General features: G+C 60.3%; 21 protein-coding genes and 1 tRNA gene. 13 read left to right on the top strand and 9 right to left on the bottom strand.

The window, feature by feature from the left end:
• Positions 1-200: 200 nt before the first annotated feature.
• A complete protein-coding gene (locus tag NKJ23_RS18975) occupies positions 201-833 on the bottom strand; it encodes a DUF4129 domain-containing protein (RefSeq protein ID WP_352681696.1) in 633 nt (210 codons plus the stop codon).
• A 251-nt stretch (positions 834-1,084) separates the two neighbouring features.
• Between NKJ23_RS18975 and NKJ23_RS18970 the strand changes: the two genes are divergently transcribed.
• Together NKJ23_RS18970 and NKJ23_RS18965 are read left to right on the top strand one after the other, a co-directional pair.
• Positions 1,085-1,741: a hypothetical protein gene (locus tag NKJ23_RS18970; RefSeq protein ID WP_245274617.1), complete on the top strand. Its 657-nt coding sequence runs from the start codon at positions 1,085-1,087 to the stop codon at positions 1,739-1,741.
• 195 nt (positions 1,742-1,936) lie between these two features.
• The gene (locus tag NKJ23_RS18965; RefSeq protein ID WP_352681694.1) at positions 1,937-2,566 is read left to right on the top strand and encodes a hypothetical protein; all 630 of its coding nucleotides are present in this window, start codon (positions 1,937-1,939) and stop codon (positions 2,564-2,566) included.
• Positions 2,567-2,629: 63 nt separating this feature from the next.
• Here NKJ23_RS18965 and NKJ23_RS18960 read toward each other — a convergent pair whose 3' ends face one another.
• From NKJ23_RS18960 to NKJ23_RS18950, 3 genes are read right to left on the bottom strand one after another with little or no spacing between them, the layout of a single operon-like run.
• On the bottom strand, positions 2,630-3,406 hold the full coding sequence (locus tag NKJ23_RS18960; RefSeq protein ID WP_352681693.1) for an N-formylglutamate amidohydrolase: 777 nt from the start codon (positions 3,404-3,406) through the stop codon (positions 2,630-2,632).
• Positions 3,406-4,719 (bottom strand): type I glutamate--ammonia ligase, encoded by a 1,314-nt coding sequence (locus tag NKJ23_RS18955; RefSeq protein ID WP_352681691.1) that lies wholly within the window; start codon positions 4,717-4,719, stop codon positions 3,406-3,408. The genes NKJ23_RS18960 and NKJ23_RS18955 overlap by 1 nt, the downstream gene beginning before the upstream one ends.
• On the bottom strand, positions 4,716-5,363 hold the full coding sequence (locus tag NKJ23_RS18950; RefSeq protein ID WP_352681689.1) for a cysteine hydrolase family protein: 648 nt from the start codon (positions 5,361-5,363) through the stop codon (positions 4,716-4,718). Before NKJ23_RS18950 ends, NKJ23_RS18955 begins: the two co-directional genes overlap by 4 nt.
• Before the next feature lie 150 nt (positions 5,364-5,513).
• Here NKJ23_RS18950 and NKJ23_RS18945 point away from each other — a divergent pair, with 150 nt between their 5' ends.
• From NKJ23_RS18945 to NKJ23_RS18915, 7 genes are all read left to right on the top strand, one after another.
• Complete coding sequence (locus NKJ23_RS18945) at positions 5,514-6,236, top strand: LuxR family transcriptional regulator (RefSeq protein ID WP_352681687.1); 723 nt, start codon at positions 5,514-5,516, stop codon at positions 6,234-6,236.
• 83 nt (positions 6,237-6,319) lie between these two features.
• Complete coding sequence (locus tag NKJ23_RS18940) at positions 6,320-6,976, top strand: acyl-homoserine-lactone synthase (RefSeq protein ID WP_352681685.1); 657 nt, start codon at positions 6,320-6,322, stop codon at positions 6,974-6,976.
• 83 nt (positions 6,977-7,059) lie between these two features.
• On the top strand, positions 7,060-8,523 hold the full coding sequence (locus NKJ23_RS18935; protein WP_352681683.1) for a hypothetical protein: 1,464 nt from the start codon (positions 7,060-7,062) through the stop codon (positions 8,521-8,523).
• Positions 8,524-8,784: 261 nt separating this feature from the next.
• Positions 8,785-9,108, top strand: a complete 324-nt coding sequence (locus NKJ23_RS18930; protein WP_352625258.1) for a hypothetical protein — start codon at positions 8,785-8,787, stop codon at positions 9,106-9,108.
• 102 nt (positions 9,109-9,210) lie between these two features.
• On the top strand, positions 9,211-9,870 hold the full coding sequence (locus NKJ23_RS18925; protein ID WP_352681681.1) for a hypothetical protein: 660 nt from the start codon (positions 9,211-9,213) through the stop codon (positions 9,868-9,870).
• Positions 9,871-10,439: 569 nt separating this feature from the next.
• Entirely contained in the window at positions 10,440-10,871 is a 432-nt protein-coding gene (locus NKJ23_RS18920) for a YybH family protein (RefSeq protein ID WP_023674442.1), read from the top strand.
• Between the two features lie 733 nt (positions 10,872-11,604).
• Positions 11,605-12,030 (top strand): hypothetical protein, encoded by a 426-nt coding sequence (locus NKJ23_RS18915; RefSeq protein WP_023674443.1) that lies wholly within the window; start codon positions 11,605-11,607, stop codon positions 12,028-12,030.
• A gap of 155 nt (positions 12,031-12,185) precedes the next feature.
• On the opposite strand, the gene NKJ23_RS18910 is transcribed toward NKJ23_RS18915, so the two are convergent.
• The 4 genes from NKJ23_RS18910 to NKJ23_RS18895 all read right to left on the bottom strand — a co-directional run bounded on the left by NKJ23_RS18910 (position 12,186) and on the right by NKJ23_RS18895 (position 15,935).
• Entirely contained in the window at positions 12,186-12,608 is a 423-nt protein-coding gene (locus NKJ23_RS18910; RefSeq protein WP_023674444.1) for a CBS domain-containing protein, read from the bottom strand.
• A 237-nt stretch (positions 12,609-12,845) separates the two neighbouring features.
• Entirely contained in the window at positions 12,846-13,682 is an 837-nt protein-coding gene (locus tag NKJ23_RS18905; protein WP_352681679.1) for an NYN domain-containing protein, read from the bottom strand.
• 698 nt (positions 13,683-14,380) lie between these two features.
• Positions 14,381-14,454 (bottom strand) — tRNA-Gln (locus NKJ23_RS18900).
• A gap of 548 nt (positions 14,455-15,002) precedes the next feature.
• Positions 15,003-15,935, bottom strand: a complete 933-nt coding sequence (locus NKJ23_RS18895; RefSeq protein ID WP_352681677.1) for a lysylphosphatidylglycerol synthase domain-containing protein — start codon at positions 15,933-15,935, stop codon at positions 15,003-15,005.
• A 492-nt stretch (positions 15,936-16,427) separates the two neighbouring features.
• On the opposite strand from NKJ23_RS18895, the gene NKJ23_RS18890 reads away from it, so the two are divergent.
• Positions 16,428-17,840, top strand: coding sequence for a Ppx/GppA phosphatase family protein (locus tag NKJ23_RS18890; RefSeq protein WP_352681675.1), 1,413 nt, complete (start codon positions 16,428-16,430; stop codon positions 17,838-17,840).
• Positions 17,837-18,532 carry an RlmE family RNA methyltransferase gene (locus NKJ23_RS18885; RefSeq protein ID WP_023674449.1) on the top strand — a complete coding sequence of 232 codons (696 nt, stop codon included), beginning with the start codon at positions 17,837-17,839 and terminating at the stop codon, positions 18,530-18,532. The genes NKJ23_RS18890 and NKJ23_RS18885 overlap by 4 nt, the downstream gene beginning before the upstream one ends.
• 165 nt (positions 18,533-18,697) lie before the next feature.
• Here NKJ23_RS18885 and NKJ23_RS18880 read toward each other — a convergent pair whose 3' ends face one another.
• Positions 18,698-20,119: an MFS transporter gene (locus tag NKJ23_RS18880; protein WP_352636844.1), complete on the bottom strand. Its 1,422-nt coding sequence runs from the start codon at positions 20,117-20,119 to the stop codon at positions 18,698-18,700.
• A 292-nt stretch (positions 20,120-20,411) separates the two neighbouring features.
• Here NKJ23_RS18880 and guaB point away from each other — a divergent pair, with 292 nt between their 5' ends.
• A complete protein-coding gene (gene guaB, locus NKJ23_RS18875) occupies positions 20,412-21,914 on the top strand; it encodes an IMP dehydrogenase (RefSeq protein WP_352681673.1) in 1,503 nt (500 codons plus the stop codon).
• A gap of 31 nt (positions 21,915-21,945) precedes the next feature.
• The gene (locus tag NKJ23_RS18870; protein WP_352681714.1) at positions 21,946-22,485 is read left to right on the top strand and encodes a hypothetical protein; all 540 of its coding nucleotides are present in this window, start codon (positions 21,946-21,948) and stop codon (positions 22,483-22,485) included.
• The last annotated feature ends 1 nt before the right edge of the window (position 22,486 follow it).

Here is a 22,486-nt window from a genome sequence, read left to right as displayed (position 1 = left end):
GAGCCGCAGCCATTCCGCCAGGCCGGCGTAGCCGACGCCGCTTTTCGACAGCGGCGTGGCGCCGCCATTGCCGGGTTGCCGGAAATCGGGAGCCTAGGTGGACAGCAGGAAGAAACCGGCTGCCGCAAGGAGGCTGGCGAAAATCCCCCAAAACAGTGTCTTTCGATTGAACGGCTCTTGTGCCTCGACCGCCGGTGCACTCACGTCCAGGCATCCCGGAAGGCGAAACGTTCATAGGCGCCGCGCGCCTGCCGCCAGCCTTCCGCGCCGACCGGCCGGCGCGCGAACAGCGCCGCCTCGACAATGCGGGCGATCTCGGTGAACGCATGGCGCGCCCTTCCCGGCAGGGAAGGGGCGTTGGCGATGTCGCGCGCGGTGAGCGACGGGCGCAGGAAGTCCGGCAGCCGGCCGGCAATATCGGCGACGCTGCGCCGAAGCAAAAGGTGAACCGCCTCGTCATAGTCGCCGCGTGCGGCCAGCCCATCCGCTTGCGACAACAGGATCTGCGCGGCGCCGGCGTCGGGGCGCCAGGCTTCTTCGTCTTCGACTTCGGGTCGGGCGCGCTGCCACGGCAGCCGCCAGGCGATGCCTTTCACCTCAAGGAAGACCAGAAGCAGGATGATTGCGACGCCCGATATCACCGCCCCCCAGAACAGATAGATCATGTAGGGACCGAGCCACGACAAAAAATCCTGCAGCGGTTTCAGCCACTCGGGCGGCTTCGGCGGCACATAGGCCGGCAGGTCGAACTGGATCGACTCATCGGCGATCAGCTGCTTGTGCAGATTGGTCAGCCGTTCGGCTTCCGCTGTGCCTGGCTGTGCCAACGCCACCCGCTCCCCTGCAACCTGTGGTTCCCTGCCGACACTGACAATGCAGCGGAACAATTGCAAGTGGGCTGGACGGCGACCACCAATCTTGGCAGATTTACCACCGGGGCCGCCAGCCATGCGGCGGTGAGGCAGGGGGAAGCATCATGACATCAGTGACACTGGAACGGCCGAACAAATTTCGCATCGGCAGGGTTTTCAACGACAGCTTCGCTGTCATCAGCCGCAATCCAGTGCTTTGCCTCGGATTGGCCATGCTGTTCTCAGGCTTGCCTACACTTCTTTACCAGCTTTGGATTTGGAAATGGGCGACCAACGTCGAGGCTGGCGTTCCGGAGTTCTCAGTCCAACGAATCACTGCCACGATCGTTGGCGTATTGGTTTCCATGACACTGTCGGCAATCCTGCAGGCGGCGCTGGTGCGTGCCGCGATCGAGGATCTGAACGGCAAGCGACCATTGATTGGCGATTGCCTCAAGACGGCAATCTCCCTCCTGCTGCCGGTGATAGGCATCGCGGTGCTGGTGAGCCTCGGCGCCGCCGCCGGCGCGATGCTTCTGCTCGTTCCCGGCATCATATTGTGGCTTCGTTGGTCTGTCGCTGTGCCTGTCTTGGTTCAGGAAAGACTGGGGGTCTTCGGCAGCATGAAGCGCAGCCGGGAACTTACCAAAGGAAGCCGCTGGGCTCTGTTCGGATTCTGGATTGTCCTGTTCATAGCTGTGGTGCTGATCCAGGCCGTGCTCAGCCGTGCGATCATGGTCTTTGGCCTAACCACCGGCATATTTCTTGGCGCCCTGGTGACAGCGATCGTATCCATTGTGACGTCGATCGCCCCGGCAGTCAGCTATGTCGAGCTGCGGCAAGTCAAGGAAGGCACCAGCGTCGAAGACTTGGCGGAAATCTTCTCGTAGCGGCAAGGGATTTGCTGCCTTCATCGCGTCAGGATCGGTCTGGACTGGATAGGTAATATCGCGGCGTCAATAACGCTGGACCAGCCCAACACATTTCGTATCGGCAGGGTTTTCGGCGCCAGCTTTGCGGTCATCGGCCGCAATCTCGCGCTCTGCCTCGGGCTTGCCCTGATTTTCTACACCTTGCCCAGATTCGTGTTTGCGCTCTGGTTCTGGAAATCCGTTACGAATATCGAGCATGGCGTTGCGGAATTCTCGGTTCAACGGCTCGTGCTCACGGTCGTTGGCGCGATCGGCTATGTGGTCCTTATGGCTTTCCTGGAGGCGGTGCTGACGCGCGCTGCGATCGAGGATTTGAGCGGCAAGCGGCCGTCGATGCGAGATTGTATGGGGACAGGCTTGGCGCTCCTGCTGCCGGCAATCGGCATTTCGCTGATTGTCAACATCGGCTTCACAGTCGGCCTCGTGCTGCTCATCGTTCCGGGATTGTTGTGGTTGGTTCTCTGGGTTGTAGCGATACCGGTTCTGATACAGGAACGTTTGGGAGTATTCGCGAGTTTGGGCCGCAGCCGCGACCTTTCCAAGGGGAGCCGCTGGCGTCTGCTCGGTCTCTGGTTTCCCCTATTCGTGGCTTCGGTCGCAATCAATTTTGCGTCGGACCGCGTCCTATCTTCCTTAGGCATTACGTTCGGGTTCTTCCTGGACACCTTGCGGGGCGCAGCCGAGCAAGTCGTATTGTCGATCGCCGCAGCGGTCAGCTATGTCGAATTGCGGCAAGTCAAGGAAGGCACCAGCGTCGAAGACTTGGCGGAAATCTTCTCCTGAGGACGGGTGGAGGCTTTTCACCGACGGCTCGGCTCTCGCGTTGCGCTACTGAGCCGAGCTTGTTCACAAAGCCTGTGTCTGCGCCGGTAACGCTGTGGCCAGCCGCTTCGCCCATTCCTCGATGCCGGAGCGGCCCGCCAGCAGGTCCTGCCTGATCTCGATGAGGACGGCGGGAATGCCGCGATCGTCGCCATGGACGGGTATGGCATAGTCGCCGTCACGGCTGATCACGTAGGGCTCGTTTGCCGCGGCGTTGAGTGCACTGTCGGCGCGCAGGCCGGCAAGCACTGCCTGGCCGAAATCGACTGCCCGATCGTAAAGCACGCCGGCGTGCCAGGGCCGCGCAATGCCGAGGAAGACCGGCGTGAAGGAGTGGATCGTCGCGATCCGCGTCGCTCTGCCCTGCTTCGCCCGGTCGTCGAGATGGGCGGCCACGCGGTCATGGAACGGCGCGAACATGATTTCGGCACGTCGGCTTCGCTCCTCCGGATCGAGGCCGACATTGCCGGGGATGCCGGTGTCCTCCGATAGCACCGGAATGCTGCCGCTGGAACCAAGCGGCCGATTGAGATCGATCAAAAGCCGCGAATAGGAGCTGAGGAAAGCCGGAGCATCGAGCAGCTTCGACAGAGTGCGGGTCACATCGGCGGCGCCGATGTCCCAGGCGATATGGCGCTGCAAATGGCTGCTGTCGAGACCGAGCCGCGCATACTCGGCCGGGATGTGATTGGACGCATGCTCGCATATCAGAACGATATCGGAACGCCCCGTTTCGTTGATTGCTTCGACCGCTGGAAGCCAACCTTCCGGTAGGATGGCGTTAGCAAGCGGCTCAGCCATCAATACAGCGTCCGGTAGAGATCGCAGACCGCCACTGGGTCGAGACCGGCGAGGCGCTCGGTCTCATGCCGCTTGAGGCCGACAAAGGTCTCGACGAACACCGGCGCGAACCATCCGGTGACGGTCTTGTCGGCGACGAGCGCGTCGAGTGCCGCCGGCAACGTTTCCGGCAGCCGCACGAGGCCAAGCTTCTTGCGCTCGGCAACGCTCATCAGCGTCGGGTCGCCCGAGACAAGCGGCGGCGCCGGCAGCTTGGCCTTCAGCCCCTCCAGCCCGGCGCGCACGATCGCCACCAGCGACAAATAGGGATTGCCGGTGGCGTCGGCTGCCCGGTATTCGATATTGTACTGCCGCGCCGGATCGCGCCCGCCGATCGTCACCGTCGGGCAGATGCGCAGGCTCGCCTCGCGGTCGCGATCGGCAAGCCAGGTGTAGGACGAGCTCCAGCTATGCGGCTTCAGCCGGTAGTAGGACGACACACTCGCCGCCGTCATGGCGGTGATCGCGGGTAGGTGGCGCAGCACGCCGGCACAGAACGAAGCGGCACGGCTGGAAAGGCCGCCAGGCTGGGCCGGGTCGCAGGTCGCCGGCTTGCCGGCCTCGTCGACGAAACTGAAATGGATGTGGACGCCGTTGCCGACGGCATCCGGCGCGATCTTGGGTGCGAAGCTGGCCCGCCAGCCGGCACATCGCGCGACTTCGCGCGTGATCTCGCGGATGGCGACGGCGCGATCGGCCGCGGCAAGCGCATCGGCCGGCTCGCACGTCACCTCGAACTGGTCGGTGCCGAATTCGGCGATCACCACTTCGGGCGCGACGCCGGCTTCCGCCAGCGCCGCCATCAGATTGGCGGCAAACGGGTCGGCGCGGCGCAGTGCTGCCAACGACATCGAATGAGCCGGCCCAAAGTCGCCCTCGATATGGAATTCATGCTCGAAGGCGGCGATGACGGAAAGCCCGGCCGCTGCCTTCAACTCCGCCAGCGCATCCTTGAGCATGGTCCGCGTACAGCCGACCCACGGGCTGCCGTCGAGTTCGACGATGTTGGCGGCGACCATGTCGAAAGGCGTCGCCGATCCGGTCAGCGCCGTGCGAAACCGCGCGTTGAGATCGGGAATGAGCCGCACATCGCCGGACGAACCCCAGGGATTGGGATCGACGATCGAGTTGAACGGCGTCAGCGACAGATTGGCCTGCAGCCAGCCGACGCCGGTCGCGGCGATCTTCTGCAGCTTGCTTTCGACGACCGAGCGGCCGCGCGTGATCGCCGACAGATCGGTGGTGACGACGGCAACCAGCGGTTCGACGGTCATGCAGCTTTTCCCAAGGCTTCGAAACGGCCCGTAACGGTGGCGGTATCAGTGACCCAGCAATAGCCACCGAAGGCTTTTAGCGCGCCATCATGGCGCTCCTGCGAGGCGGCGGCGCAGGCATCCGATACGCAGGTGACGAGGTAGCCGCGATCGGCGGCATCGCGCACCGCCATGTCGACGCACTGGTCGGTCATGATGCCGGCGACGATCAGATAACGCACGCCGAGGTTCTTCAGGACATAGTCGATGTTGGTCGAGTTGAAGACGCCCGACGACGTCTTCGGCAGCATGATCTCGTCGCCGACCGGCGCCAGCGACGGCACCGGCAGACCTTCCGGTCGGCTCGGCGCGACATGGATCGGCGTCAGCTTGTGGTCGAGCGAGCGGTCCCGGCCGTCTTCGGTCAGGCTCTGGATGATGGTATGGATCACCTCGACGCCGTTGGCCCGCGCCGCCGCCAGAAGGCGCTCCTGGTTGGGGATCGTTTGCGACGCCGTCTGCCGGTAGAAATAGTGGTCGGGACCGCGCTCCGGATGCGCCGGATCGGCGCCCGGCTCCAGCCAGACCCGCTGCATGTCGACCAGCAGCAGCGCGGTTTCGCCGGCCCGGAACGGCTCGTTTCGTTTCGGCAATGCTGGCGTCATGCTTGGGGTCCTGCTTCGCTGATCACGTCTGGCTGATTTAGCTGATTTTGGTCCACGCGTCCTGCGTCGCGGACGCACTTATTGGGATATTCGAAGTCACTAATTTAAGGTAAGCTTTGTTTTCGGGCGTGGAGACGGGGGGTCTCTGTCATGATCGATTCAGACGTGTTCGACTTTGTCGAACGCTGCAGGAAGCACACAGCTACCGGGCCGCTTCTGGGCGACCTGCTCGAAACCGTGCGAAATCTCGGCTTCGAGCACCTTATCCTGAGCGGTGTGCCGCTTGGCGGGCAGAAGCTTGCACCGATGGTCGAACTGAATGGCTGGCCGGCCGGCTGGTTCGAGCGCTATGTCGAGGCCGAGCATGCCGCCGTCGACGGCGTTTGCGTTTACTCGGCAAAGACCTTGAAGCCGTTCCTCTGGTCCGAAGTCCCGGCAAAGTGGTCGGATACGGAGGGCTCACGACGCGTTGCCGGCGAGGCGACGGAGTTCGGCATCTGTAGCGGCTTCGCCGTACCGATGCTTAGCGTTCACCATTGGCAATCCGTGCTGTCGTTTGCCTCTTCCGCGAAGGCCTGCACCCTGTCGCCGCGCCATCAGGTGCAACTGGTGACGATGGCGGTCTACGCGGGCATGTCGATCCAGGCCTTGGCCAATGACGATGACGACCATGAGGGCGTGCTGACCGACCGCGAAAAAGAGGTGCTCTTGTGGGCCGCGGCCGGCAAGACCTCATCGGAAACCTCGCAGATCCTCGGCCTGACCGAGCGTACGGTCAAATGGCACTCGACACGGGCTCGCGAGGCTTTTGGCGTCGCAACGACCACGCAAGCGGTCGTCGAGGCGGTGCGCCGGCGCCTAATCCATCCCTAAACGCGTCAACTGTCCCATCGGACAGGTGACGTATATTAGCGCGACTGCGAGTATCCCTGCGAGAACGATCGGGGGATCGCGCCATGATAACGGCCCACGTAGTCAATGCGCATAACAAGCATCTTTACGAAAACGAATTCGACGAGTTTCTGCGCCGGCGGCACGATTTCTTCGTGCATCAAAAACGCTGGCGCCCTCCGAGCCCGGATGGTCGCGAGCTGGATCAATTCGATACAGACGCGGCGACATACCTGCTAGGCATTGAAGACGATCGCGTAGTGACTTCGGCTCGATTGATCCCAACGAGCGAGCCGCATATGGTCTCGGAGGTTTTTTCTCACATGTGCGAAAAATCGGGCGTCCCCAGACGTCCCGATTGGGCCGAATGGACGCGCACATTCGTCGTTCCCGACAAACGCACTGCTGGACTGAGGGGCACGCTGACGCAGCTGTGCTGCGCGGTGATGGAATACGCTCTCGACGAAGGCCTCAGCGCCGTCGGCGGCATCCAGGAAACCTACTTCATGCCGCACCACGGCGCCCTCAAATGGCGCGCCGAGCCGATGGGCATGGCCAGGGAAGAAAACGGCGAGTGGTACATCGTCGCGTATATCGAGGTGAACGAGGCGGCGCTGGCGAGCGTCCGCAAGATACTGGGGATTGAGCATTCGTTGCTGGTTCGGCGGGGGATGCAGGTGCCGTTCGTCGACATTTCGAGTTGGCGCGTCGTCCCTTTGTAGTGCTAATCCCGGCCGCCTCATCTCTCTATTCGATGGAATCTCAACTAGTTCTATTGTAAATCTATAATATGGGAGGATCTCACATGATATCGACCCGTCAACTTCTTGCGACATTCACCTGCTTGACTGCGACTGCGCTCCTAACGACAACAGATGCTCTCTCCGCGCCCAAATTTAGCAAGGGAACATCGATTAAGGGCGCCATCGCTTATCAGGATGCGGACGTGCCCAGCCAATTTTACTACCTTCCCCTGAGCGCTGACGTCTTGCTGGGCGAGCGGCTAAAATCCTTTAAGGTCACGCATTTCGGCATAGGCCGTTCCTACTTTGTTCAAAGCGCCTCCGGCGAGATCACCAGCCGTGTTGGCGCAATTCTCTCGGGTGTTATCAACGTTGATCTTTCCGATAAACAAAGAGAAGAGCTGATTGCGCAAATCAAGAAAGACTTCGCTATTGAAAGTCCTAAGTTATTGCCCATGGTGCTGCGATCACCAAAAATCACGTCGACCGCACTGGATCAGACGCTATCGTTTGGGGAAGGACTGGAGCAGAATCTGCCTCCCACGATACAATTCGGGGCTGATCTCAACTATTCAATTGGTAGTCTGAACTCTGGCTTTGGCCACATTGTTGCTGCGCAGCAGGTAGGTTCAGATATTACCGCCAATCCTCATTTCGGATTTAACGTTGTTGGCAAGGCTGAATTTGTTGGAGATCCTTGGATAGCGAAGATTCATTGCGATTTGTCTAAAGTATGGAGTCAGGTGCGGTCGAAGGCATCTGTTTCGGCGAGTGTCGGTTGGTTTCGGTTGGGATCGGCTACCTATTCTAATGTTGCACAAGAACTCAAAGACAGTGGTGCGTGTACGTTTAAAATGGACGAAGGTAGTCTCGATACTGCGACTTACGGACGGCAAGTCATGGATATGACAAAGAAGATTTTCGAGGCCATTAATCAACAAGCAACCGAGGGTACTGGGTTTTTCAAATTCGACACCAACTATCCTCAGGCGGAAGCAATTCCAAGCGGCGGCGGTGGTGTTGGCCTATTTGGCTTTTCCGTTTCCGTAAGCGGTGGGTATAGCTCGGCTTATTTTAAGCAATCAAAAGAATGGAATGAGACTGTTTCCTATACGGGACGCTTTGAATCGGAAGTGGCTTTCGGAACGACGTTAGCGGTGAATTGCGGGCCTGAAACCAAGCAATTTTTCCAAGATCTTGGTGACGCGAAGGAATCGTGTGTGACCCAGGAAAAGGCGGACCTGCTGCGCGAGAGGCTCCGTCGAGAAGGTGCTGCAAAGCTAAAGAAATATGAGGAGCTAGTGGCAAAGCTGAGCGCAAATCCTCCGCAAATAACTCAAGAACAATATACTGCGCTAAAGGCGCTGTATGATAGGCTTAGCTTATCCGAATTTGTGGACGGCTTCGTGACTTACCGGGTTCAAAATGAAGCTGGCGCAGACTTGGTGGATCCTAAAATGCCGGCACTTCAGTTTGGGCTGAGCGGGGAGCACCTTCAAGAGCTAGAAGCTCACGCGATTCAATAGATGCGGCACCAGCCCTTCTGGCTTCTTTTCGGAGCGATTTGCGGCCTAAACGCTGCCGGATGTGCTCGGTTGCCGGCACCTGTACAGGTGTCGCCACCTTTGCTTGCTGCTCCTATCGCGCCTAACCCCTGCAATTGCCCAAAACCTCCGCCTCCACCTCCGCCGCCAACTTGCAAAGAGATTGCGCACTCGCTTGAGCCGATAGCCGATACGATCGCATACGCGATAATAATTAGAAGCGAGCCCCGGCCAGAGTGCTTCTTGCCTGCGCAAGTACCGATCATCACTGGCCCTGATACCCCTCTTACTTTTTACGTGCGCCTAGTATTTAACGACAACATATTGACCCCTGTGTCTGGCCGCAGACTAAAGTTTTCCATTGTGGACTCTTTTGGATTTTCTGGTCCTCAGAGGGAGATCAATTTGTCAGCCGCCGCAACTGGTCCGGACGGATTTTCACAAATCAATGTCATCTTCCAAGCGCACGATATTGGAGTATATCGCCTGCGGGTGGACTACGATGATCGCGGAATCGATAATTTTTCATTTTCTCCCAATATCATTGTCATTAGTCATCGCGCTTAGTTTTAGCCAAGCGCGGTGAGCCGAAGGCGAACGTTGAACCGTTGACTCTAACCGCGCGCAAGAGAGAATTAGGCGAGGCGTGGTAGGTTCCTGCAGCGCCTCATGGGGTTCAATCGTCATGCTGGTCACCGTCGGCGACAAACACTTCACACGTGGAAAGTCGCGCCTATTCAGCACGGTGTGGCTCGCCATGCACCTGACAGATGCGCTTGCTATCACCGGATTGGTTATGCGCGGCAAATCGACCTTACAAATGATAAGCAAGCGATGTGTATTATATGTAGTTCGCTGCCGCTTGAGATACTATTTCCCATTATTCACCCAATGAAATTAACGGTTGCCAATACTAAGATTGACGAAATAATTTTGGAGATAAAGGCTAAAGGCAAAACGCCAGTTCCCGGAGATCATATAATAGAGGAATTTACTCAAATTTATAACCGCATGATTTATGCTGTGTTCCTTCAATTCTATGAATTTCATCGCCCGCATATTCAGTCAGTTTTCGGGACAGACACGAAAGGCTGGCCACAGATTTTTCAGTTTGCATGGCTCATCCGAAACGGAGTTGCTCATCACGGGGGCCACCTTAATTTTACAAACCCGAATTATCCCCCTGTGACATGGCATACGTATTCATATTCGCCAGCGGATAACGGAAAGCCGATCCTCGGTGCACATTTCACTGTGAGCGATATGTTCGCTTTTTTGTTCGATCTATCAGACGAGCTAGACGCCATCGGCGCTCCGATGCCGAATTAGGAATATTTACCCATATTCCTTAGCGTCCCGGCTCAAAGTCTGCTATATTGAAATCATCGGCTTCCGTTCGATAACTCCCAACTCAACCGTATGAACACCTACATCCCGAACGACGGCATCCAATCTCTCGCGCCTCGAAGCGCGGGGCGTTGGGGGTGGCCGGCCGTTCCCCGATCTAACGAATTACGGTGACAGTGCACTAATTTCTTTTCGCCGTGTGCCTCGTTTTCCGGGTTCTCACGGCTTTGCCGATTTGCCCGGCGACGCTCTCGGCCCACCGGTGCATCGATAACCGCGACATCGGCGACGGGGCAATACTCGATGAGCAGTTCTTGTGGAACACATAGTCTTCCGACGTGAAAACACTTTGGCTCGCCCGTACGGTGCCGGGGATGCGGCAGACCGGGAACGCCGGCAAGGTGCACCACGCGACGGGGGCGACATGGTAAAAAGTGCACTCACCGTAATTCTGATCTATACTCCGGACACCAGCCCGAACGCCTACGGCAAGGCGAAGGGCGGATGAAGCGCTTGATAGAGCTCTCTTTTAGTCATGGGGCGATGTTAAGATGTTAGCCTCCGACCTGACGAAATTTATCGAGCAGGATCATCTGGCTCTGGATGCCTTCGTAAAGGGCGATCCTGAGCCCCTGAAAAACCTCTACTCGCGACAGGACGACGTCATTATTGCCAATCCCTTTGGCCCGCCGGCGAAGGGATGGAGAAAGGCCGCTGAGACCATGGAACGGGCCGCCACCAATTACCGGCACGGCAAGGCCATCGGCTTTGAGCGCATCTCGGAGTATGCGACAGCCGACTTGGGATACATCATCGAGGTCGAGCGGTTCCAATCCAAGGTCGGTGGTGGCAACAAACTGGTGCCGATTGCGCTTCGAGTCACCACCATATTCCGGCGCGAGGAAGGCGCGTGGAGGATCGTCCTTCGTCATGCCGATCCGATAACCTCGGCACGCCCGCCGACGTCCATTGTCGGGGAGTAGAAGGGTTGCCGGAGAGGTTTTAGGAATTACGGTGACAGTCCGCTATTTTCTTTTCGCCGCGCGCCTCGTTCCGGGTTCTCACGGCTTTGCCGATTTGCCCGGCGATGCTCTCGGCCCACGGGTGCATCGAAAACCGCGACATCGGCGACGCGGCAATATTCGATGAGCAGTTCTTGTGGAACACATAGTCTTCGGACGTGAAAACACTTTGGCTCGCCGGTACGGTGCTGGGGGATGCCGCAGACCGGGAACGCGGGCAAGGTGCACAATGCGGCGGAGGCGACATGGTAAAAGTGCACTGTCACCGCAATTCATCCTTAGCGGCCAATTTCCCGCGTCGCATCAACAATCTAGGTCATTTTCGGTTTCGCTTTAGGCAGCGCGGCCAGCAAGAGCTGGTGCTGTTTCTTCTTTCTCTTCGACGTGAGGGCTCACCCATTCGTCGGTTATCACGCGGCTGGCCAAGGTGCCCGGCACCGCTTTTCTCAAGGCACGCAGCAAAAAGTATCTAACCCGCTCGGACAGTCAAGAGGTGTGGCAGGCAGGCCATGCGCAGCCAGCCGCAGCGAGCCGCCAAGACGCGCGAAGCACTTCGGCGGTGTAGGACAGCGGCACGCCAGAACGCGCGCAGGCCAGGCGTTGGCTTGCCCAATTGTGTTTTGACTATTTGGCTGAACGGGCGCGTAAAATATCAGGTTCGCCCGGTCGGGCGAACTAACTCAGGGAGGATGTTATGAAGATGAATCGACGTAATGCTCTCGCCCTTGGTGCCACCTCGTTGGCGGCCCCGCTATTGGTCGCAAAGCCCATTCCGGTAGCGGCCAAGACCTACGGTCCGACTGATGGCAAAGAGATTTTTCCCGGCGTTCGGCTCGTCGAACTGGGAACACGAGACTCCCATATCAAGGGGTACAAGAAAATTGCCATGGAAGACGTCGTCTACCAGCCAAAGGCAACTAGCCCGCTCGGGGATGTCATGGCCGACGATATGGTCTGCACGGTCACTGAAGGCGAGCTGCAGGTCACGGCCGGAGACATGCAGTTCACGGCCAAGGAGGGTGACGTATGGAGCTGCGGCAAGGGTAGCACGAAGGAGGCTGCTACGAACAACGGAACAGCGGTCGCAGTGATGCGGGTGATTAACCTGAAGGCTGCATAAAGTTACCCACACTCTGGCGACTGCAGACGCTCCAGCCGGCTTCGGCCGGCGGGCTTTTCCGGTGCGCCACGGCCTCGATGACCGGACATTTCTGCCGGCGCGCTGTGGCCAGCGCGGCGGCAGACTGAGGCCTTAGCGCACGGGCGAGCCGCCCTTCAGTGGTGGTGGGCGGAAACGCTCTTGACGTATTCGGACACCAGTTCCCTCGGTGCCGACTGACTGACGTCGCCGACGCTAAGGATGCCGACCATCCGCATATTCTTGTTGATCACCGGCAACCTGCGGATTTTCAGTTCTTCCATGTGCCGTACGGCCTTGGCCAGATCGTCGTCTTCGCGGCAGCAGTGAATGCCGGCCGTCATAACATCGCGCGCCGTTGCGATGCGGCCGTCGAAACCATCTTCTGCCAGTCCGTTGCAGACAATATCGCGGTCGGTCACCATTCCGATCAGTCGGTCGTTCTCTCCAATGGGAATCGACCCGATATCCTGGGCTCGCATCATTTTCGCCAGTTCGGTGACAGCGGTTTCGGGGCTGACCCAGTCGACACCCTTATGCATTGCGTCTTTGACTTTCATGGCGGACCTCCCTTGCTGGGTTGGTGAATGTCCCCCTGTCCCATTCTAACGCGGACGGGGTTTGGCTGCCAGAGGTCATCATCCAGACCCGCATTTTGCGGTGGTTGTCATGCGGAATTACGGTGACAGTGCACTAATTTCATTTTCGCCGCCTGCCTCGTTTTCCGGTTTCGCGGCTTTGCCGATTTGCCCGGCGATGCTCTCGGCCCACGGGCGCATCGAAAAGGAGACAGGCGGCTAGACTTCGATCCAGTCCTCACCTGTGGCCGCAATACCCCAAGGATAAATCAAATCGAACGCGGTTAGCGCTCTCGCCAAGCTGGCGCCAGGTGCCAAAAAATCCACGTAGGACCAACCTATTCCGGGACCGCTGCGCCAAACTCTCAGAGTGCCACCTTGCCAACGACCGGCGTACGCATGTTCACCCACGGTCACAATGTTATCCAAAGCATCGTTCGCAGGCACCATCGAACCACCACCAGATGCCCCAAATCGGAATGCCGACTGCTGACCATCAACGGTCATGCAATCATGGCTAGCCTTGAAATCGAATAGGCGCGTGCTATCTGCCGCACCCTTCAATTCAGCGTTCGCCTGCGGGGGATGCCAGAGAGTTACATGTAATCCCTCGCTGACCAGGGACTTGATGAGAGGAACAAAATCGGAATCGGCCGCAAACAGTGTTGCCTTCGATATGTTGCCTCGGAAAGCGTGGGTCATCATATCAACTGCTAGTCTAACATCGACGCCTTTTTGTCGCTTATCAGCCCCTACGATTTGCCCAAGTGCAACGTGGACACGATCCAGCGCCTGAATTTTCGCAAGGTGATCGTAGTCTGGCTGCACACGAGCTTCATACGCGCCCTGGGCTTCTCCATGCGCCTTGCCTGGAACAGCATCGTAAAAGAAGATCTTGTCGTATGCCCCACTTGCCATCGCTGGGACATATGGTTGATAGGCGATCGCATCTCCAAATAAATCCTGACAAATCTTCCTGACGCTTGCTCGCAGGCAACCACCGTCGATAAAAAGGTATTCTCGCTCCCTTGGTGCATGGCCCCCTCCAAAGATCATCGCACCTTCATCCCCTATGAGTTGCCAAATTCGACCTATCGCGCACGTGGTAGGAGTGCCGCCTTCTACAGATGTCCGCAATAGGTCGTGGGCTGAAATTCAAACTGAGGCACAACCCGATCCGGTAGTGTCTCAGTTGGATTTTTGAGAGGGCGGGCTAAACCACAAGCGCAAACATGTGAATGCGCAAGCCCCCGCAATCGCGCCAGCGTTACTGCCCGCATGCTCCTTTGTGAGCGCGAATCCGATGAGCGAACCAATGATCGATAGTGAAACGATGCCCATGACCCAGATTATCAAAACACGCATCTCGCCCTCTTCCCCTTGTCTATTTGGCTGTCATCAACCGACAAGCAAGCTCGCGCTCATGCCACCGCGTGGCGAACGTGTCCGACACTTCGAACCAACTTCCATCGTTGCCCACGCCATGGTTGACCCCCATGCATGAGCATTCGCACTCGTGTCCGGTAGCATTCATGCAGGCCGGAGCGCATTCCGGCATTCATTGTAGTCGCCTCCCTGCCTTCGCTAATTTGGTTCAAGCAGCGCTAACGTGCAATGCAGGCGTGCATCAAAACGATTCATCTAGCATCGCGCCGGGGAAGAGTAGCTAATGATCCGGTTATGCGCCGGAAAACTGGTCCGGTTGCGATTTCCGAACTTCTGCTAAGCAACTATTTTTATTGAATAAAAGAAGCTGGCTGGGGAACCTGGATTCGAACCAGGACTAACGGAGTCAGAGTCCGTGGGTCTACCGTTAACCTATTCCCCAGCAGGCGCGGCTATTGAAAACCACGCGGCAGGGCGGCGATGTCGCCGCGCGTGCCTTGTAGCCGCCGCCGGAAAATAGTCAACCCTGCCGTAGGCATTTCAATCGGCACACGATTGCTTCAAGTTTTTAAGTTGCCTCCCATCCGTACACATTTCGTGGCGAGACAGTGAAATCATTGGATCGCTGCGCGCTTCGGCTACTGTAACGGCATGGATCCTAGGGTCTCCGCGACGTCGCTTCGCTCCTGCTCCGCCCTAGGATGACGAACGGAGTGTTATTTCGGCCAATCTCCAGGATTGTGATTTGCGCCAGTTTCCAGACATTTGCGACTGTCCCAGTGCCAATTTCCAACAGCTGCGATTAGCCAAAAGCCAACACGCCCTCGTCATCCTAGGGCGGCGGAGCAGGAGCGAAGCGACGTAGCGGAGACCCTAGGATCCATGCCGTGACCTTCGAGCTTCGCAGCGTTGAAACAGCAGGCCGCGCCTGGCCTTGCGACCCTCTGCCCATTCTTCACGCGCAGTCTGGAGCGCTTGCCCCCTGATGTCTCAACTCTCGCTGCGGCTGTATTGCGAGTGCTCGAAGAACAGCACCACGCCCAGCGCGATCAGCAGCGGGATGATCAGGTAGAACAGCCGGAACACCAGCAGCGCCGCCAGCACGCCGACCTGGTCCATATGTGACAAGCCCGCGAGGAACACCACCTCGAAGACGCCCAGCCCGCCCGGCGCATGCGAGATCTGCGCGATCGAGAACGACACCAGGAAGACGCCGAGCACGACGAAATAGCCGGGATTGCCGGTGGCGGGCAGGGCGAAGAAGATGATCGCCGCCGCCGCCAGCAGCTCGATCGGGCCGACCAGCAATTGCCGCGCCACGATCGGCAGCGCCGGATAATGCAGCTGAAAGCTGCCGATCCTGAGTGGTCTCAGATGCAGCCAACTGCCGAATATGTAGGCCGCCACCACGAGCAGCATGGCGAGCCCTGCTGCTTGCGACAGCCGGTGATGCGGCGTGCCGGAAAACCGGTCGATCACCTCGGGCTCGAGCAGCAGGACGATGCTTGAGACGAACAGCGTCGACAGCACGAAGGTGATCCAGCAGATCGCCACCAGAATGCCGACATCCTGCCCGGTCAGGCCCCTGGTGCCGTAGGCGCGGTAGCGGATCACCGCACCGGAAAACACCGAGCCGCCGATATTGTGCGACAGTGCGTAGGTGGTGAACGAGCAGAAGGTGACGAACAGCCACGATACTTTCTTGCCGATGTGCAGCAGCGCGATGTGGTCGTAGCCGGCGAGCGAGGCATAGGCGACGACCGAGCTCAGCGCCGCCAGCACCCAGCCGCGCGCCGGGATGGCGATTATGCCGGCCCAGACATCATCAAGCGAGATGCCGCGCAATTCGTGCAGCAGCAGCCACAGCGAGAACACCACCGCGGCGATGCCGACGACGGGCCAGAAATAGCGCCTCCAGTTCATGGCATGACGATCATGCGTTGCAGCCCGTACCGTTTTCCGGTTCGCAGCAGGCAAACCGCCCGCGTTGCCGAATGATTTACCCTCCATTTCAGAAATGCCTCATTGAAGCCGGCTATTCAACCGGGAAGGCGCGTTGTGGCGCTCGCGCCTTCCCTTCTCCCCTTGTGGGAGAAGGTGGATCGGCGCGCAGCGCCGAGCCGGATGAGGGGTGCCGGAAGGAACTCGGCTCGAAAAAATAAAATGATTTGAAGGGGTTACATCTTCAATGCCGCGATCCGTCCAGCACCCCTCATCCGACCGAGCTTCGCTCGGCCGCCTTCTCCCACAAGGGGAGAAGGGGTCACCGACGTCGCCGCCTTCATGCCGCCGCCAAAATTCGCCGCGAGCACTCTTGGTGATCCGGCCGTGCGCTGATAGTCTGGCGGCAACTTGAACATGTAAAAGCGCCTGCTGCGTCCGGTCTCGGTTCGCGCGGCGCCGGAAGGAACGACAGTGGAAGACCACGAAGCCGGTGCTGGCGCGCCGGAAGTGGGCATGTCCAGGGGTTCGCCGCCGCCGTCCGGCCAGGCAAGCCCATCCACCGGACGCTACGGCCGTCAGGTGCAGCCCCGGTCCGGCAATGGACAGGCTGGCGACACGTCCCACGATTATAAGGGTCAGAACGGCCCGCATCAGAACGGCAAACCCAAGAAACGGCGCAAGCGCCGGCGCGGGCGCAAGGTTTTCGCACGCGACGAGACTCGTCCGGTGATATCAGGCACTTCGGTGCCCGCCGCCGGCGAGGCCCCGGCCGCTCGCCCGCCCCAGCCAGCGGCTTCGATCGCTCCCCCGTCTTCGCTCGCGCAATTGCCTCCAGCCTCGCCAAGGCCGGAGCAAGGTGCCCGCACACCGCCGCCGCTGCAGGAATTACCGGTCTTTGCCGCGCTCGACCTCGGCACCAACAATTGCCGCCTGCTGGTCGCGGTGCCGACGCGTCATGGCCAGTTCCGCGTCATCGATGCGTTCTCGCGCATTGTCAGGCTGGGCGAGGGCCTTACCGCCAATGGCCGGCTTGGCGAGGCTGCAATGGACCGCGCGGTCGAAGCGCTGAAGATCTGCGGCGACAAATTGCGCAACCGCAAGGTCAGGAAGGCAAGGCTGATAGCCACCGAGGCCTGCCGCACCGCCGCCAACGGCGTCGAGTTCCTCGAGCGCGTCGAGCGCGAGGCCGGCTTGAAGCTCGAGATCATCGACCGCCAGACCGAAGCGCGGCTGGCGGTGTCGGGCTGCGGTTCGCTGGTCGAGCGCGACACGCAAGGCGTCGTGCTGTTCGACATCGGCGGCGGCTCGTCCGAAATCGCGCTGATCGACCTCACCGGCCACCGCTCGCCAAGGCTCGCCAACCACATCGTCTCGTGGACCTCGCTGCCGGTCGGCGTCGTCTCGCTGGCCGAGCGTTTTGGCGGCCGCACGGTGACGCGTGAGATCTTTGGCGACATGGTCGAGGATGTCGCAATACGGCTGCGCGCCTTCGACGGGCGCGACCGGCTGAGCCACCTCCTGTCCAGCCCGAAATTCCATTTGCTCGGCACCTCGGGCACAGTGACGACGCTGGCCGGCGTCCACCTCGATCTCGAACGCTACGACCGCCGCCGCGTCGACGGGCTGTGGATGGATCGCGACAGCGTTGACCGCATGGTCGAAAAGCTGGTCGGCTGGGATTTCCAGCAGCGCGTCGCCAACCCTTGCATCGGCGCCGACCGCGCCGACCTGGTTCTGGCCGGCTGCGCCATACTGGAGGCGATCCGTGCCGTCTGGCCGTCGGAGCGGCTGCGTGTCGCCGACCGCGGCCTGCGCGAAGGCATATTGAGCGAATTGATGGCCGATGACGGCGTCTGGCGCAACAGCGGGCGGGGCCGGCAATGACCAAGAAACCGGAAAGACCGAGCTCCGCCGGCATTCGCGTGCTGAAGACGAAGATCAAGAAGAAAAGCGGCTTGAAGGAATCGTCGCGCCGCTGGTTGCAGCGCCACATCAACGATCCCTATGTCCAGCGCTCGAAGGCCGACGGCTATCGCTCGCGCGCCGCCTACAAGCTGATCGAGATCGACGACAAGCACCATTTGCTCAAGCCTGGCATGAAGGTGATAGACCTTGGTGCGGCACCCGGCGGCTGGTGCCAGGTCGCCGCCGCGCGTACCAAGTCGACCGCGGAACACCCTAACGTCGTCGGCATCGACTATCTCGAGATGGACGCCGTGCCGGGCGCGCCGGTGCTGCTGATGGATTTCCTCGATCCGCAGGCACCCGAAAAGCTGGCCGAGACGCTGGGCGGCCAGCCCGACATCGTGCTTTCCGACATGGCCGCACCCACCACCGGCCACAAACGGACCGACCACATCCGCACCATGCATCTTTGCGAGGTGGCGGCCGATTTCGCGCTGTCGGTATTGAAGCCGGGCGGACATTTCCTCGCCAAGACTTTTCAGGGCGGCGCCGAAAACGAATTGCTGGCCAGGCTTAAGCGGAATTTCCGCTCGGTCCATCACGTCAAGCCGCCGGCCTCACGCGACGAATCGGTGGAGCTGTATTTGCTGGCGAAGGATTTCAAGGGGTAGCGCCCTTTCCTTCTCCCCTTGTGGGAGAAGGTGGCCTCGCGAAGCGAGGTCGGATGAGGGGTGTTCCAGGGAACGCCGACGCCTCATTTTTTCCAACACCCCTCAACCGTCTCGGCGCTGCGCGCCGATCCACCTTCTCCCACAAGGGGAGAAGGGAAGGGTTCCTCAACTCCCCGGCGGGCTCACCGGCTCCAGCGTCTTCGGCGGCGTCAACCTGCCATGTCCCGACACGGCATTGCCGGCGTCCGGCGCCAGCCGCATGAACGACAGCGAGGCTGCCGCCGACACCGCCGCTACGATGAAGAAGGCGGTGTGGAAGTCGCTCAGCGTCAGCGGGCCGCCATGGATCTTGGTCGACACTTCCAGGATGCCGCCGGCCAGCGCCACGCCGAGTGCGATCGCCAACTGCTGGAACACCGCCGTGATCGGCGTGGCCTTGCTGGTGTCGGCGGCCGAAATCTCGGCGTAGGCAAGCGCATTGATGCCGGTGAAGAACATTGAGCGGATGAAGCCCCCGGCGAGCAGCATGGCGAGGATCAGCCCGTAGGGCGTGTCGGGTGTGAACAGGCCGTTGATGGCGATTGACGCGGCAGCGATGAGCGAGCCTGAAATCAGCACCCGGCGGAAGCCGGCGACCCTGAAGATCAGCGCGGTGACGAATTTCATGCCTATGGCGCCGATTGCCGAGACGAAGGTGATCATGCCGGACTGGAACGGCGTCAGCCCGAAACCGATCTGGAACATCAGCGGCAAAAGGAAAGGTACGGCACCAATGCCGATGCGGAACAGTCCGCCGCCGAGCACCGACGAGCGGAACACCCGATTGCGAAACAGCTCGAGCGCCAGCAGCGGATTCTTGGCACGGCGCGCGTGCAGCAGGTAAAGCACCGCCGATGCCAGCCCGACGGCAACGGTGATAAAGCCGGCAACTGGCGGCAGAGCCGGCAGGCTGACCACCGACAGGCCGAACACGATGCCCGATGCCGCCAGCCCGCTCAGCACGAAACCGACGAGATCGAGCGGCGGCGTCTGCGCGGCGTCGGTCTTCGGCAGGAAACGCGTGGCCAGCCAGATGCCGATCAGCCCGATCGGCACATTGATCAGAAAAATCCAGTGCCAGGAAAAATAGGTCGTGATGAAGCCGCCAACCGGCGGGCCGACCAGGGGGCCGACCAGAGCCGGGACAGTCAGCCACGACATGGCGGCGACGAGCTCGCTTTTCGGCGTCGCGCGTACCAACACCAGGCGTCCGACCGGCGTCATCATGGCGCCGCCAATGCCTTGCAGGAAACGTGACACCACGAAAGCCGGCAGCGAATTGGAAATGGCGCACGCGACCGAACCGACGATGAACACGGCGATCGCGGCACGGAAGACATTCTTGGCGCCGAAGCGGTCGGCCATCCAGCCGCTGATCGGAATGAAAATCGCCAGCGATACCAGATAGGCGGTCAGCGCCAGCTTGAGCGCGATCGGGCTGGTGTGGATGTCGATGGCGATCGCCGGCAACGATGTCGCAATGACGGTCGAATCCATGTTTTCCATGAATAGAGCGACCGCCAGGATAAGCGGAATGGTGCGGTTCACGATGGATCCGGCCTTGAAATGTGCATCGCTATTGCTTGCCGGCCTTGGGGCCAAACCGACAGGTAGGGCGGTTATCATGGCTGGGCCCGAATGTCGCATTAATTTGCTGTCACGTTTGTGCGACCGCAAGTCTTGCATCACCTGCGGCAAATGCAGCTTTGCCACTACACAACCATCGGCTTTTCAACGGCGACGGGACGTGTTACGAGCCAGCGCCAATCCTGAAAGGGAAGAAGACGAGTCGGCGCTGTCCATCAGGGCGAGCGCCTTTCCTGCATTCCGAGGGCTGGCCATGGCAAAAATCATCGAGACGTCCACCGGCGCATTGGCGCTGACCTTTGACGACGTGCTGCTGCAGCCGGGTCATTCCGAGGTCATGCCCGGCGAGACCGACATCCGCACCCGCATCGCCGGCGACATTGACCTCAACGTGCCGATCCTGTCGGCCGCCATGGACACGGTTACCGAGGCGCGGCTCGCCATCGCCATGGCCCAGGCCGGCGGCATCGGTGTCATCCACCGCAATTTCTCGCCGGCCGAACAGGCCGAGCAGGTGCGGCAGGTGAAGAAGTTCGAGTCCGGCATGGTGGTCAACCCGGTCACCATCGGTCCCGAGGCGACGCTTGCCGATGCGCTGGGTCTGATGCGCACCTACAGCATTTCGGGCATTCCGGTGGTCGAGAACGGCGGCACCGGCGGCCACACGGTCGGCCGGCTCGTCGGCATCGTGACCAACCGCGACGTCCGCTTCGCGTCCGATCCGGCGCAAAAGGTCTATGAGCTGATGACCCGCGAGAACCTGATCACGGTCAAGGAGAACGTCGATCAGGACGAGGCCAAGCGGCTGCTCCATCAGCACCGCATCGAGAAGCTTGTTGTGGTCGATCGGGACGGCAATTGCGTCGGGCTGATCACGGTCAAGGACATCGAGAAGTCGCAGCTCAACCCGCACGCCACCAAGGATGCGCAGGGGCGCTTGCGCGCCGCCGCCGCCACCAGCGTCGGCGATGACGGCTTCGAGCGGGCTGAGCGCCTCATCGACGCCGGCGTCGACCTTCTGGTGATCGACACCGCGCACGGTCATTCGCAGCGCGTCCTGGATGCGGTGACGCGGGCCAAGAAGCTGTCCAACTCGGTTCGCATCCTGGCCGGCAACGTCGCCACCGCGGAAGGCACCTTGGCGCTGATCGACGCCGGCGCCGACGCGGTCAAGGTCGGCATCGGACCAGGCTCCATCTGCACCACCCGCATCGTCGCCGGCGTCGGCGTGCCGCAGCTCTCGGCGATCATGTCGGCGGTCGAGACGGCGCAGAAATCCGGCGTTTCGGTCATTGCCGATGGCGGCATCAAATATTCGGGCGATCTCGCCAAGGCACTGGCCGCCGGCGCCAGCGCGGCGATGATCGGCTCGCTGCTGGCCGGCACGGACGAGAGCCCGGGCGAGGTCTATCTGCACCAGGGCCGCTCCTTCAAAGCCTATCGCGGCATGGGCTCGGTCGGCGCCATGGCACGCGGCTCCGCCGATCGTTACTTCCAGGCCGAGGTGCGCGACACGCTGAAACTGGTCCCGGAAGGCATTGAAGGGCAGGTTCCGTACAAAGGACCTGTGTCCGGCGTGCTGCACCAGCTTGCGGGCGGCCTGAAAGCCGCTATGGGTTATGTCGGTGGCCGCGACCTTGCCGATTTCCGCGAGCGCGCCACTTTTGTGCGGATATCCAATGCCGGACTTCGTGAAAGCCACGCCCATGACGTCACGATTACCCGCGAAAGCCCGAATTATCCTGGCGGAGCCTGATCGCCATGCGTCTTGGCGCAATCTGGCGGCAATGATCCTGCGGCTGTCGCGCCACGCGGCCGCACTCTGTGTCGCCACCGTGGCGGTTTTCATCATCATGACGGCAATGGAGTTCCTCTATTTTCGCCAATTGAGCGGCGGTCTGCCGTCGCTCGACATGCGCTATACCGGTTTTACCCCGGATGAGGGCATGGCCTGGCTAACAGCCCTCGGCCGGCGCGGCAGCGAAATTATTCTCGTCTGGCATTACCTGACCTTCGACCTGCTGTTTCCGGCGCTGCTGTCGCTGACGATGGTCAGCCTGATCCTGGCCACGGGCCGGCGGCTGAAGAATTTCCGTGCACTGCCTGCGCAAACCCAGTCGATATTCGCGGTTGTGCTGGTGCTGCCCTACCTGCTTACCGACTATGCCCAGAATATCGCCGTGGCTCGTCTTTTGTCCGATTTTCTGTCGGCTAATCCGGATTCGCTATCCTTCGCTTCGGCGCTGATCGTCACCAAATTCGCCCTGCTGGCGATACCAGTGACCGTCACTGCGGCTTTCACTCTGATGGCTCAGAAACGGTCTTGAA

Origin of the sequence: Mesorhizobium sp. M0184 (assembly GCF_040322215.1) — a bacterium.
Taxonomy (GTDB): Bacteria; Pseudomonadota; Alphaproteobacteria; order Rhizobiales; family Rhizobiaceae; genus Mesorhizobium.
Note: the sequence above shows the minus strand (reverse complement) of the source record. Positions and strands in the feature narration are given on the sequence as shown.